Raw genomic sequence first — 14,969 nt, 5'->3', positions numbered from 1 at the left:
GGGGTGTTAGGGGCATGCCAGGGGCACGCCACCCGGCCGGCCTCAGAGGTCCCGCCCGGTCAGCCATTCGTGCACGGTCGCGCCGAGGTCCGGACCCCGCTCGCCGACCATCGTGAAGTGGTCACCCGCCGCGTCCACCGCCTCGTGCGGGTAGGGCCACCGGGAGCGCCACCCGTCCGGTTCGCCGGACCACTCCCCCAGCGGCTCGCTGGCCCGGACCAGCAGCGTGTCCGACTCCATCGGAGCGGGCCGCCAGTCGAAGAACAGGGGGATGTAGCCGGCCCACGCGGTCGCCCGGTGGTCGTCCATCGGGGTGTACGCGCTGTCCCGCTCGACCATCCCGTCGAGCAGCTGGTTCGTCCAGCCGCCGAGGACCTCGCTGTCGGCCGGGTAGGTGTCCATCAGCACCACCGCCGCCGGTGGGCGACCCTGGCGCTCCAACTCCCGGGCGAGCACATTGGCAACCATCGCGCCACCGGAGTGCCCGGCCAGCACGAACCGGCCGTCGCCAACGGTGCGCAGCACGGTGTCGGCGTGCACCCGCAGCAGTGCGTCGAGGTCGGCGGGAAGCTCCTCGCCGACCCCGAAGCCCGGGTTGGGCAGGGCCCACACGTCCCGCCGGCCCCGCAGCCCGGCGGCGAACCGGGCGTACTCGTGGGCGCCGGAGAGCAACGACATCGTGCAGCAGCAGACCACCGGGGTGCCCGGTCCCTCGGCGAGCCGCAGGATCCCGGCCGGACGGGTGAGCTGCCCCGGCTCGGTGAAGCTGGGCCGGAACTGGGCGAGCTTCACCAGCAGTTCGGCGTACCCGGCCGCGTCCTCGCGCGCCTTCGGCTGGCGGAACAGCCCGCCGAGGATCCCGCCCGCGCCCTCCGGGGTGGCTCCCCCGGCCGGCGCGTCCCCGGCCGTGTCGCCGAGGATCCGGCCGAGCAGGTGCCGGGCCAGGTCGGCCGGGCTGGGATGGTCGAAGAGCAGGGTGGCGGAGAGCTCCGCCCCGGTGTCCTGACGCAGGGCGTCCCGCAGCTCCAGCGCGGTCAGCGAGTCGAAGCCCAGTTCGAGGAAGTCCCGGTCGGCCTCGATCGCCCCCGGCGAGGCGTGCCCGAGCACGGTGGCGACGTGCGCCCGGACCAGGTCGAGCAGGACGCGGTGCCGGTCGGCGGCCGGGGCGGCGGCCAGCCGGTCCCGCAGGGCACGGGCCGGGTCGCTCACCGTCCCGCCGGTCCGGTCGCCCGTGCCGTCGACCTCCGCCGCCTCGGGCACGCCGCGCAGCAGCGGCGCGGGGCGTACGGCGGTGAAGGCCGGCACGAACGTGGACCAGTCGACGTCGGCCACGGCGACGGCGTCGTCGCGTCCGTCGACCGCCCGGGCCAGGGCGTCGGCGGCCAGTTCCGGGTCGAGCGGCAGGATGCCCCGCCGGCGCAGCGGGCCCGGCTCGGCGACCTCGTCGGCCCAGGGCGTCCAGGCCACCACGGTGGCCGGTCGGCCGGCGGCCCGGCGACCGGCGGCCACCGCCTCCAGGGCGGCGCCGGTGGCGGCGGCCACGGCCGCACCGCCTCCGCCCCAGGTGGCGGCGGTGGAGGCGAAGACGACGAACTCGTCGACCGGGCGGTCGGCGCAGACGGCGTCCAGGTCGGCCACGGCGGCGATCCCCGTGCCGACCTCGGTGGCGAGGTCGGCCGGTTCGACGGCGGCGACCGGGACACCCGGCCCGGTGGAGTCGACCAGGTGCAGCACGGTGCGTACCGGTGTCCCCGCCGCGTCGCACCGGTCCAGCGCCGTCGCCACCCCGGCGGGATCGGCGACGGTGGTGATCTCGACGCCGTCGGCGACCAGTTCGGCGGTCAGCTCGGTCGGGACCGGAACCCCGGCCAGCAGCAGGTGGGTCGCGCCCCGCCCGGCCAGCCAGCGCAGCACGTGCGGAGCGCGCACCGCCGCGCCGCCGTGCACCAGCACCGTCCCCCGGGGTTGCCATGCCGTACCCGTGGTGGCCGGCCCGGCCGGGACGCGCTCCAGCCGCCGGGCGTGCAACGCGCCGGAGCGGACGGCGACCTGGTCCTCGTCCCCGGCGCGGGCGACGACCCGGGCCAGCGCGTCGAGGTCCGCCCGGTCCGGGGCGGCGGGCAGGTCCAGCAGGCCACCCCAGAGGCGCGGCTGCTCCAGCGCCAGTACCCGGCCCAGTCCCCAGACGGAGGCCCCGGCGGGGCGGGGCGCGGGATCGTCGGCGGCGACGGCGACCGCGCCACGGGTGACGTACCACAGCGAGGTGGCGGTCCCGGCGTCGGCGAGGACGCGGACCAGGCCGGCGGTGTCGGCCAGCACGGCGACGCCCGGACGGTCGTCGAACGCGTCGAGCAGGGAGAGCACCCGTGCCGGGGCGTCGGTGTCGGCGGCGAGCGCCGCCCGTACCGCGTCGGCCGGGTCACCGTCGGGGCGGACCAGCACGGTCACCGGGGACAGTCCCTCGGCGCGCAGCGCCGCCAGCACCGGTTCGATCGGCGCGCCGGCCGGCACGACCACCAGGCAGGACCCGGCCGGGACCGGCCCGGCCGGCGGCTCGACGGGCACCCATCCGGTGCGGTACCGCAGGGCGTCCACCCGGGACCCGCGCCGACGCCGGTCCCGGTACTCGGCCAGGGCCGGCAGCACCGTCCGGAGCGTCTCTCCCCGGTCGGTGTCGATCCCGAGCACGGCCGCCAGCGCGGTGGTGTCCCCGCTCTCGGCGGCCGCCCAGAACTCCCCGTCCGCCCCGGTGTCCGCCGGCCGGGGGCCGAGGTCGAGGGTGATCGGGTCCGGCCAGTACCGCTCGTGCTGGAAGGCGTACGTAGGCAGGTCGACCCGGACGGCGTCGGTGCCGGCGAAGAGCTCGACCCACCGCACCCCGCCGCCGCGCAGGTCCACCGCGGCGACGGCGGCGAGCAGGCCGGACACCTCGGCGGCGTCCCGGCGGGCCAGCGGCACGAACGCCGCCGGCTCCAGGTCGGGCAGGCACTCGCGGGCCATCGGGGTGAGCGCGGCGTCCGGGCCGATCTCCAGGAACGTCCCGGTTCCCGCGCCGGCCAGGGTGGTGACCCCCCGGTGGAACCGGACGGTGTCCCGGACGTGCGCGACCCAGTAGCCGGGGTCGGTGGCCTGGGCGGCGGTGAGCACCTCGCCGGTGCGGTCGGAGACCAGCGGCACGGTCGGCGGATGCCAGGTGACCTTCTCGGCGACCACCCGGAAGTCGTCCAGCATGGCGTCCATCCGGGCGGAGTGGAACGCGTGGCTGACCCGCAGCCGGCGGACCTGCCGGCCCTCGGCGGCGAGGCGTTCGGCGGCGGCGAGCACCGCGTCCTCGTCGCCGGAGAGGACCACCGACGCGGGACCGTTCACCGCGGCCAGGGCCACCCGGTGGTCGAGCAGCGGGGCCACCTCGGCCTCGGTGGCCCGGACGGCGAGCATCGCCCCACCGGCGGGCAGCGCCTGCATCAGCCGGGCCCGCGCGGCGACCAGGGCCGCCGCGTCGGGCAGGGACAGCACCCCGGCCACGTGCGCCGCCGCGAGTTCGCCGACCGAGTGGCCGAGCAGGTGCGCCGGCCGTACCCCCCAGGAGGTGACCAGGCGGTACGCGGCCACCTCGTAGGCGAACAGCGCCGGCTGGGTGAACTCGGTGCGGTCCAACAGCGCGGCCTGCGGGGAGTCCGGGGCGGCGAACACCACTTCGTGTAACGGGTGACTGAGGTGCTGGTCGAGTTCGGCGGCGACCTCGTCGAAGGCGGCGGCGAAAGCGGGGAACCGGCGGTGCAGGTCGGCGCCCATGCCCACGCGTTGGGCGCCCTGGCCGGTGAAGAGGACGGCGAGCTTGCCGGCCGGACGGGCCACGCCGCGCAGCACCCCGGGGGCCGGGCGGTCCTCGGCGACCGCCCGCAGGCCCTCGACGAGCGCGTCGGAGTCGTCCCCGGTCACCACGGCCCGGTGCGGCATCGCCGCCCGGGTGGTGACCAGCGAGTACGCCACGTCACCCGGCCGCAGCCCGGGGTGGGCGGCCAGGTGTTCCAGCAGCCTGCGGGCCTGCCCGGCCAGCGCTGGGGCGGAGCGGGCGGTGACCAGCCACGGGGCGGGCGGGGCGGGGCGACCGGCGGGGGCGTCCCCGGCGGTGTCCTGCGGGGCGGCCTGCTCGACGATGGCGTGCGCGTTGGTGCCGCTGACCCCGAAGGCGGAGACCCCGGCCCGGCGCGGACCGTCGCCGTCCGGCCAGGGCATCCGTTCGGTGGCCAGGCGGACCGCGCCGGCGGACCAGTCGACGTGCGGGGTGGGCCGGTCGACGTGCAGGGTGGCGGGGAGCACGCCGTGGCGCATCGCGAGCACCATCTTGATCACCCCGGCGACGCCCGCCGCGGCCTGGGTGTGCCCGATGTTCGACTTCACCGACCCGAGCCACAGCGGACGGTCCGCCGGCCGCCCCTGCCCGTAGGTGGCCAGCAACGCCTGCGCCTCGATCGGGTCGCCGAGGGTGGTGCCGGTGCCGTGCGCCTCGACCACGTCGACCTGGTCGGCGGTCAGCTGCGCGTTGGCCAGGGCCCGGGCGATGACCCGCCGCTGGGAGGGGCCGTTCGGGGCGGTCAGCCCACTGCTCGCGCCGTCCTGGTTGACCGCGCTGCCCCGCACCACGGCGAGGATCGGGTGCCCGTTGCGGCGGGCGTCGGAGAGCCGCTCGACGAGGAGCATGCCGACCCCCTCGGACCAGCCGGTGCCGTCGGCGGCGGCGGCGAAGGACTTGCACCGACCGTCGGTGGAGAGACCACGCTGGCGGGAGAACTCGACGAACACCGTCGGGGTGGCCATCACCGACACGCCCCCGGCGAGGGCGAGGGTGCACTCCCCCAGCCGCAGCGCCTGGGCGGCCAGGTGGAGCGCGACCAGGGACGACGAGCAGGCGGTGTCGACGGTGACCGCCGGCCCCTCCAGCCCCAGGGCGTACGCGATCCGACCGCTGGCGACGGCGGCCGCGCTGCCGGTGCCGAGGTAGCCCTCGACGCCGCCGCCGACGCCGGTGAGCAGGGCCGCGTAGTCGCCCTGGCTGCTGGTGGCCGCGTACACGCCGGTGGGTGTGCCGCGCAGCGTGGTGGGGTCGATGCCGGCCCGCTCGAACGCCTCCCAGGCGGTCTCCAGCAGCAGCCGCTGCTGCGGGTCCATGGCGAGCGCCTCACGCGGGGAGATGCCGAAGAAGGCGGGGTCGAAGTCCCCGGCGTCGTGCAGGAACCCCCCGTCCCGCACGTAGGAGGTGCCCCGGCTGTCCGGGTCGGTGTCGTAGAGCGCGTCGAGGTCCCAGCCCCGGTCGGCGGGGAACGGCGCCATCGCGTCCGTACCGGCGGTGACCAGGTCCCACAACTGTTCCGGGGACCGGACCCCACCGGGGAACCGGCAGCTCATGCCGATGATCGCCACCGGCTCGGTGAGCGTGGCGGTGAGCTGCTGGTTCTGCTGCTTGAGCTTCTGGTTGTCGAGCAGCGACGCGCGCAGCGCGCTGACCACCTCGTCCAGTGAGACGCTCATCGGGGCCTCCTTGCCGCCGGCCGGTTCACGAGTCGGAGCCTTCGAGGGCCAGCCGGACCAGATCGGCGACGTCGAGGTCACGGATCTCGGTCTCCGCGGCGGCCGGCACGGCGACGGCCGGCTCCGGGGCGGCGGTGTCCCGGCCGAGCCGCAGCAACGCGTCGAGCAGGCCGGCCTGGCGCAGCTGGTCCAGCGGGATCGCGGTGAGGACCCGCCGGACCGTCTCCTCGTCGCCGCCGTCGATCGGCGCTTCCTCGTCGCCGAAGAGCTCCTCGTACAGGTGGCCGGCGAGGTCGGCCGGGGTCGGGTAGTCGAAGACGACCGTGGTGGACAGCTCGTGCCCGGTCTCCGCGCCGAGCAGGTTGCGCAGCTCCACGGCGGTCAGCGAGTCGAACCCGAGGTCCAGGAACCCCCGCTCGGTGTCGACGGCGTCCGCCGTGGCGTGGCCGAGGACCTTCGCGGCGGCCACCCGGACCATCTCCAGCAGGGTGCCACGCCGCTCGGCAGCGGGCAGCGGGCGCAGCTCGGCGAGCAGGTCCCGGCCGACGGTCGCGGGTGCGCCGACCGGCTCGGCGGGACCGGCGGTCAGCTCCCGGACGGCCGGCAGGTCGGCCAGGAGCGGGCTGGGCCGCAGCGCGGTGAACAGCGGGTGGAAGGTGGCCCAGTCGACGTCGGCGACGGTGACGCAGGTGTCCCCGGCGTCGAGGGCGTGCCGCAGCCCGGCCATCGCCACACCGGGCGGCATCACCCGCAGGCCCCGGCGGCGCAGCTGCTCCGGCGCGGTGTCGTCGAACATGCCCGACTCGGTCCACGGGCCCCACGCCACCGACGTGGCGGGGAGTCCCCGGGCCCGCCGCCGGAGGGCGAACGCGTCCAGGTAGGCGTTGCCGGCCGCGTACGCGCCCTGCCCGCCGCTGCCCCACACCGCCGCGATCGACGAGAAGAGCACGAACGCGTCCAGCTCGACGCCGTCGAGCAGTTCGTCGAGCAGCTCCGCGCCGACCAGCTTCGGGCCGATGACGTACGCCAGGTCCTCCAGGGTGGTCTCGGCCAGCGGCACCACCTCGCTGACCCCGGCGGCGTGCACCACCGCCCGCAGCGGCGGACCCTCCCGACGCAGGTCGGCGAGGATCGCGGTCATCGCGGCCCGGTCGGCGGCGTCGGCGCGGACCACCCGGCAGTCGGTGCCGAGCGCCGCCAGTTCGGCCAGCAGCTCGGCGGCGCCGGGCGTGTCGGTGCCACGCCGGCTGGTCAGCACGACCCGTTCGGCTCCGGCGGTGGCCACCCAGCGGGCCACGTGCCCGCCGAGCGCGCCGGTGCCGCCGGTGACCAGCACGGTGCCCCGGGGCTGCCACGGCTCGGGTTCCCCGGCGGTGACGGCGGGGGCGAGGCGGCGCACGAACACCCCGTCGGCGCGGACGGCCACCTGGTCCTCGGTGGCCCCGTCGCCGATGAGGGCGGCGATCCGGTCCGCCGTCGGGTCGTCGACCGTGGCGGGCAGGTCGACCAGGCCGGCCCAGCGGGTGGACTGCTCCAGCGCCGCCACCCGGCCGAGTCCCCAGAGCGCGGCCTGCCGGGGGCTGGCCGGCGCGTCGCCGTCGGCGACGCCGACCGCGCCCCGGGTGGCGCACCAGAGCCGGGCCGCCACGTCGAGGTCGGTCATCGTCTGGAGGAGCTGCACGGTGGCGGCGAGGCCGCGCGGCAGCGCCGGATGCTCGGCGTGCGCCGCGTCGTCCAGGCCGAGGAAGGACAGGATCGACCGGGGCCGGTCGGTGGCGGCGAGCGCGTCGGACAGGAAACCGGCCAGCTCGTCCGGCTCGGCGGCGGTGTCCACGGACACGGTCGTCACGTCCGCGCCGAGCGCCCGGACACAGGCGTCCAGCCCGGGGTCGGCGGCCAGGGCCGCGGGCAGCAGCACCAGCCACCGCTCCGTCGACGTCGCCGGAGGTGTGGTCGGTGCGGCCAGCGGCTGCCAGACCTCCCGGTAGCGGGCACCGTCCACCAGGGAGCGTTCCCGCCCGCGCCGCCGCCAGGCGGACAGGGCCGGCAGCACCGTGCCGAACGGCTGGTCCCGCTCCACGTCCAGCTCACGCAGGAGCGAGTCGAAGTCCTCGGCCTCCACCGCCGCCCAGAACCGGCTGTCGGTCTCGGTGCGGTCGTCGAGCGCGGCGGTGAGCCAGGCGGGCGGCTCGGGCCAGAACCGCTGCCGGTCGAAGACGTACGTGGGCAGGTCGGCGAGCTGCGGCGCGGCGTCGGCATAGAGGGCCGGCCACTGCGGCGACCAGCCGTGCACGTGCAGCGTGGCGACCGCCCGCAGCAGGGCGACCGGTTCGGGCCGGTCCCGGCGCAGGGTCGGCACCACCAGGGCGGACCGGTCGTCGGCCGACCCGCCGTCGGCGAGGACGGCCTGGGTGAGGGCGGTCAGCACCCCGTCCGGACCGACCTCCAGGAACCCGGTGCAGCCCTGCCGGCGCAGGGCGGTGACCGCGTCGGCGAAGCGCACCGCGCCCCGGGCGTGCCGCACCCAGTATCCCGGCGTGCCCAGCTCCGTCGCGTCGACCGGCGCGCCGGTGACCGTGGAGACCAGCGGCACGGTCGGCGCGTGGTGGGACAGTCGCGCGGCGACGGCGGCGAGGTCGTCGAGCACCGGGTCCATCAGCGCACTGTGGAAGGCGTGACTGACCGCCAGCCGGCGGGTCCGGACGCCCCGCGCTGCCCACTCGGCGGCCACCTCGTCGACGGCGTCGGCCGCTCCGGAGAGCACCACCGCGCGGGGACCGTTCACGGCGGCCACGCAGACCCGGTCGGCGCGGTCCCCGAGGCTGGCGAGCACGTCGGCCTCACCGGCGGCGACGGCGAACATCGCCCCACCGTCCGGGAGCGCCTGCATGAGCCGTCCCCGGGCGGCGACCAGTTCGGCGGCGTCGGCCAGGGTGAGCACCCCGGCGGCGTGAGCGGCGGCGAACTCCCCGATGGAGTGGCCGGCGACCGCGTCGGGGCGCAGGCCCCAGTCGGTGAGCAGCCGGAACAGCGCCACCTCGACGGCGAAGATCGCCGGTTGGGTGAACTCGGTCCGGTCCAGCAGGTCGGCCTCGGCCGTGCCGGCCTCGGCGAACATCACCTCGCGCAGCGGTCGCGGCAGATGCGGGTCGAGGACCGCGCAGACCTCGTCCAGGGCGGCGGCGAAGACCGGGTACGCCCCGGCCAGCTCCCGGCCCATCCCGGGACGCTGCGCCCCCTGCCCGGAGAAGAGGTACGCCACCTTCGGCGTCCCGGTGGCCACCCCGGTGACCAGCAGCGGGGAGTCGTCGCCGTGTGCCAACGCCCGCAGCCCGGCCCGCAGCTCCCGCCGGTCGGCGGCGAGGACGACGGCCCGGTGGTCCAGGACCGCCCGGGACACCACGGACGACCAGCCGACGTCGACCAGCGGCGCGGCCTCCGGCCCGGTGAGCCGGTCGGCCCACGGGTCGGCCTGCGCGGCCAGCGCCCCGGCGGTCCGCGCGGACAGCAGCACCGGCACCACCGGCAGCTCGGCCGGGGACACGACGGGCACCGCCGGTTCCGGGACGTGTTCGAGGATGGTGTGGGCGTTGGTGCCGCTGATCCCGAAGGAGGACACGGCGGCCCGACGCGGTCGGCCGGTCAGCGGCCAGGGCCGGCCCTCGGTGAGCAGTTCGACCGCGCCGGCTTCCCAGTCCACCTGGTCGGTGGGTTCGTCGACGTGCAGGGTCGGCGGCAGGTAGCCGTTGCGCAGGGACAGGACCATCTTGATGATCCCGGCGACCCCGGCGGCGGCCTGGGTGTGCCCGATGTTCGACTTGACCGAGCCGAGCCAGAGCGGACGGTCGTCCGGCCGGTCCTGCCCGTACGTGGCGAGCAGCGCCTGCGCCTCGATCGGGTCGCCGAGCCGGGTGCCGGTGCCGTGCGCCTCGACGGCGTCCACGTCGGCCGCGGTGAGCCGGGCGTTGGCCAGGGCCTGCCGGATGACCCGCTGCTGGGCGGGACCGTTCGGGGCGGTGAGCCCGTTGGACGCGCCGTCCTGGTTGACCGCGCTGCCCCGGATCACCGCGAGCACGGGGTGGCCGTTGCGGCGGGCGTCGCTGAGCCGCTCCACCAGGAGCATGCCGGCGCCCTCACCCCAGCTCGTCCCGTCGGCGGCCGAGGCGAACGCCTTGACCCGACCGTCCGGGGCCAGCCCCCGCTGCCGGCTGAAGCCGACGAACACGCCGGGAGTGGCCATCACGGTGACGCCGCCGACCAGCGCGAGCGAGCACTCGGCGGAGCGGAGCGCCTGGCAGGCCCAGTGCAGCGCCACCAGCGACGAGGAGCAGGCGGTGTCCACCGAGACGGCCGGACCCTCCAGCCCCAGGGTGTAGGACACCCGACCGGAGAGCACGCTGCCGGCGTTGCCGGTCATCAGGTGGCCCTCGGCGCCCTCGGCCCCGATCATCAGGTTGCGGTAGTCCTGGTAGTTGGTGCCGACGAAGACGCCGGTCAGGCTGCCCCGCAGGCCCTGCGGGTCGATGCCGGCCCGCTCGATCGCCTCCCAGGAGGTCTCCAGCAGCAGCCGCTGCTGCGGGTCCATGGCGAGGGCCTCACGCGGGCTGATGCCGAAGAAGCCGGGGTCGAACTCGGCGGCCCCGGGCACGAAGGCGCCCTCATGGGCGTAGCTGGTGCCCTCGTTGGCGGGGTCGGCGTCGAAGAGCCGGTCCAGGTCCCAGCCCCGGTCGGTGGGGAACTCCCCGACCGCGTCGCCCCCGGCCGCGAGCAGCTGCCACAGCCGCTCGGGGGTGTCCGCCCCGCCCGGGAAACGGCAGCTCATCGCGACGATGGCGATGGGTTCGTCGGACACGGCCGCCGTGACGGGCGCGGTGGTGTCGACGGTGTTCCCGGTGAGCAGCTCGTCGAGATGCGCGGCGAGCACCGTCGGGTTCGGGTAGTCGAAGGCGAGGGTGGCCGGCAGCCGCAGACCGGTCGCGGTGGCGAGAAGGTTGCGCATGTCCACCGCGGTCAGCGAGTCCAGGCCGAGATCGCGGAACGGACGGGTGGCGGGGACGTCGTCGGCCGCCCCGTAGCCGAGGGCGGTTGCCGCGCACTGCCGGACCAGGTCCCGCAGTTCCGCGTTCCGCTCGGCCGGGTCGAGTCCGGCGAGCCGCTGGGCGAGCGCCGACGACGGCGTCTGCTCGGTCGCCTCGGCCGGCTGGTCCGCCGGCCGGACGAGCTGCCGCACCTCGGGCAGGTCGCCGATCAGCGGGCTGGGCCGGACCAGGGCGAACGCCGGGGCGAACCGGGCCCAGTCGATGTCGGCGATCACCGTGGTGGTCTCGCCGCGACGCAGGGCCCGGGCCAGCGCCTCCACGGCGAGGTCGGGGTCCATGGCGGTCATGCCGCCGCGCTGGAGCCGCTGCCGGGCGCGCTCGTTCTCGGCGGGCAGGCCCGCCCCGCTCCATGCGCCCCAGGCGACGGAGAGCGCGGGAAGCCCCTCGGCACGACGCCGCTCGGCCAGGGCGTCGAGGTGGGCGTTCGCCGCCCCGTAGGCGCCCTGCCCGGCGTTGCCGGTGGTGCCGGCGACGGAGGAGAACAGCACGAAGGCGTCGAGGTCGAGGTCCCGGGTCAGCTCGTCGAGGTGCTCGGCGGCGGCGGACTTGGGCGCGGCGACGGTGTGCAGCCGGGCCGGGGTGGCGGTGTCGACGATGCCGTCGTCGAGGACGGCGGCGGTGTGCAGCACGGCGGTGAGCGGGGCGTCCTCGGGCGTGGCCGCCAGCAGGGCGGCGAGCTGCGCCCGGTCGGTGACGTCGCAGGGTGCCACGGTGACGCGGACCCCGAGGTCGGTCAGCTCCGCCGCGAGGTCGGCGGCGCCCGGCGCGTCCGGGCCGCGTCGGCTGGCCAGCAGGACGTGCGCCGCGCCGGAGCGGGCCGCCCAGCGGGCCATGTGTCCACCGAGACCGCCGGTCCCGCCGGTGATCAGCACGGTGCCGCGCATCCGCCAGCCGCCGTCCTCGGCGTCGGTGGTGGCCGGCTCGGGCTCGGTGATCCGGGTGAGGCGGCGGACGAGGACGCCGGTGTCCCGGACGGCGATCTGGTCCTCGCCGCCGCTGTCGCCGAGGACCGCGCAGAGGCGCGCGCCCGTTCCCGGGTCGAGGTCGGCCGGCAGGTCGACCAGTCCGCCCCAACGACCGGGGTGTTCCAGCGCGACCGCCCGGCCGAGTCCCCAGACGGCGGCGCCTGCCGGGGTGGGCGGCCCGTCTCCGGCACCGACGGTGACGGCCTGCCGGGTGGCGCACCACAGCGGGGCCTCCACGCCCAGCGTGCCGAGCGCCTGCACCAGGTGGGCGGTCCCGGTGACGCCGAGCGGGGTCGCCGGGTGCTCCGGGTGGGCCCGTTCGTCGAGGCCGAGCAGGGAGAGCACGGCGGCGGGCCCGTCGGTGGGGAGGGCCGCGCGCAGCCGCTCGGCGAACACCGGCTGCTCGTCGGTCACGTCCAGCCGCACCGGTACGACGTCCGCGCCGACGTTGCCGAGCGCGCCCAGCACGCCGGCGACCAACGGGTCCTCGGCCAGCGCGGCGGGGATCGGGATGAGCCAGGTGCCGGAGAGCCGGGTCAGCGGCAGGTCGGGCAGCGCCGCCCAGGTGACCCGGTAGCGCCACCGGTCGAGGTCCGGCTCCCCGTCGTCCTGGTGGTCGAAGATCGGCGGTGCCGGCCAGTAGCGCTGGTGGTCGAAGGCGTAGGTGGGCAGGTCGACCGTCGCCGTGCCGGCCAGCACCCGCCGCAGGTCGACCGGCAGGCCGATCGTGTACGCGGTGGCCAGACTGGTCAACAGCCGGGTCGCGTCGTCCTCACCCCGCCGCAACGTGCCGATGGTGTGGCCGGTGACACCGGCGTCGTCGAGGATCCCGGTCACCGGCATCGTCAGCACCGGATGCGGGGAGATCTCCACGAACGTCGTGTGACCGGCGGCCACCGCCACCCGCACGGCCGGATCGAACAGCACCGTCCGCCGCAGGTTCTCGTACCAGTAGTCCGCACCCATGCTCTCCGGGACAACCCACTCCCCGGTCAACGTGGAGACGAGACGCACGTGACCCGCCTGGGGCGCGACGTCGGCCAGATCCGTGCGCAACCGCTCGGCGACCTCCTGCACCGCAGGCGAATGCGACGCGTAGTCCACCGGGATCACCCGGGCCCGCACCCCGTCGGCCTGACACGCCGCCACCAGGTCCGCGACCGGCTGCGGCGGACCCGACACGACGACGGTCGACGGACCGTTCACCGCCGCCACACCCACACCCGGGAACGCCGGCAGACGCTCCGCGATCCCCTCGGCGGAGAGGTCCACCGACGCCATCGCACCCGTCCCGCGCAGCACCGCCAGGGCACGCGACCGCAGCGCGACCGTCTTCGCCGCGTCCTCCAGCGACAGGATCCCCGCCACACACGCCGCGCCGATCTCACCCTGCGAGTGACCGAGCACCGCCTGGGGAGCCACACCCGCGTGCTCCCACACCGCCGCCAGGGCGACACCGACCGCCCAGAGCACCGGCTGGACGACCTCGACCCGCTCCAACCAGGACTCGTCGTCACCGGTCAACACCGACACCAGGTCCACGTCCAGGTACGGCGACAACGCCCGCTGACACTCGGCCAACCGCGCGTCGAACACCGGCACCCGGCCCACCAGACCGGCCGCCATCCCCGCCGACTGCGCACCCTGACCGGGGAACACGAACACCGGACCGGAGTTCGAGGCGGTACCCCGGACCACGTTCCCCGCCGGCAGGCCCGACGCCAGCGCGTCCAGACCCGCGAGGAGGTCCGCCTCGCCCGTACCGACGACCACCGCCCGCTGGTCGAGGCTGGCGCGGGTGGTCGCCAGGGACCAGGCCAGCGCCGCGACGTCCACGTGGTCCTGCGCGCGTACGTGCGCGGCGAGGCGGGCGGCCTGACCAGCGAGGGCGTTCGTCGTCCGAGCCGACACGGGCCAGACGGTCACGTCCGCGCCGACCAGTCCCGGAGCCGGGTCGCGGGTCTCGGTCGCCTCGACGGACTCGTCGGCCTGCTCGATGATCACGTGCGCGTTCGTCCCGGAGATACCGAACGACGACACCGCCGCCCGACGCGGCCGATCCACCACCGGCCACGCCCGCGCCTCGGTGACCAGCTCCACCGCACCCGCCGACCAGTCGATGTGCGGCGACGGCTCGTCCACGTGCAACGACGCCGGCACCACACCATGCCGCATCGCCTGCACCACCTTGATCACACCCGCCACACCGGCTGCGGCCTGGGTGTGCCCGAGGTTCGACTTCACCGAGCCCAGCAGCACCGGGTTGGCGTCGTCCCGGTCCTGCCCGTACGTGGCGAGGAGGGCCTGCGCCTCGATCGGGTCACCGAGGCGGGTACCGGTGCCGTGGGCCTCGATCAGGTCCACGTCGGCGGTGGAGAGCCGGGCCGAGGCGAGGGCCTGGCTGATCACCCGCTGCTGCGCCGGCCCGTTGGGGGCGGTCAGCCCGTTCGACGCGCCGTCCTGGTTGACCGCGCTGCCCCGGACGACCGCCAGGACCCGGTGGCCGTTGCGACGGGCGTCCGACAGCCGCTCCACCAGCAGCCAGCCGACGCCCTCGGAGAAGCCGGCCCCGTCGGCGGTGGCGGAGAACGACTTGCACCGGCCGTCGGGTGACAGGGCACGCTGCCGGCTGGAGCCGACCAGGAGACCGGGCGTCGCCATCACGGTGACGCCACCGGCGAGGGCCAGCTCGCACTCCCCCGCCCGGAGCGCCTGCACGGCGAGGTGCAACGCCACGAGGGAGGAGGAGCAGGCCGTGTCGATCGACACCGCCGGCCCCTCCAGTCCCAGCGTGTACGACACCCGCCCGGACGCGACGGCCGCCGCGCCTCCGGTCATCGAGTGGCCCTCGTCCCCGTCGGGCGACATCATCAGCAGGGTGCCGTAGTCCTGCCCGTTGGTGCCGACGAAGACTCCGGTCCGGCTGCCGCGCAGCGAGGCGGGGTCGATGCCGGCGGACTCGACCGCCTCCCAGGCCGTCTCCAGCAGGAGCCGCTGCTGCGGGTCCATGGTGAGGGCCTCGCGGGGCGAGATGCCGAAGAAGCGGGCGTCGAAGTCCCCGGCCCCGTCGATGAACCCGCCCTCCCGGGCGTAGGAGGTGCCCGGGTTGTCCGGGTCGGGGTGGTAGAGCCGCTCCAGGTCCCAGCCCCGGTCGTCGGGGAACAACGTGACGGCGTCCCGGCCCACCCGCAGCAGCTCCCACAGCTCGTCCGGGTTGCGCACCCCGCCGGGCAGCCGACAGCTCATCGCCACGATCGCCACCGGCTCCAGTTCCTGGGACTGGACCTCGCTGAGCCGTCGGCGGGTGTCGTGGAGATCAGCCATGACCCGCTTGAGGTAGTCGCGGAGCTTGTCTTCATTGCCCATGTCGGAG

1 protein-coding gene and 1 pseudogene are annotated in these 14,969 nt (G+C 76.2%); both read right to left on the bottom strand.

From position 1 onward, the window contains the following. Positions 1–42 precede the first annotated feature (42 nt). Positions 43–5,532, bottom strand: a pseudogene (locus QSK20_RS12170) (type I polyketide synthase); the annotation flags it as partial. 25 nt (positions 5,533–5,557) lie between these two features. Further along, positions 5,558–14,962: a type I polyketide synthase gene (locus QSK20_RS12165; RefSeq protein ID WP_285788706.1), complete on the bottom strand. Its 9,405-nt coding sequence runs from the start codon at positions 14,960–14,962 to the stop codon at positions 5,558–5,560. Positions 14,963–14,969 lie beyond the last annotated feature (7 nt).

The organism is Micromonospora sp. NBRC 101691 (assembly GCF_030269285.1).
In the GTDB taxonomy this organism is placed as follows: domain Bacteria; phylum Actinomycetota; class Actinomycetes; order Mycobacteriales; family Micromonosporaceae; genus Micromonospora; species Micromonospora echinospora.
The sequence above is the reverse complement of the archived record's forward strand: the minus strand, read 5'-3'. Positions and strand labels throughout refer to the sequence as shown.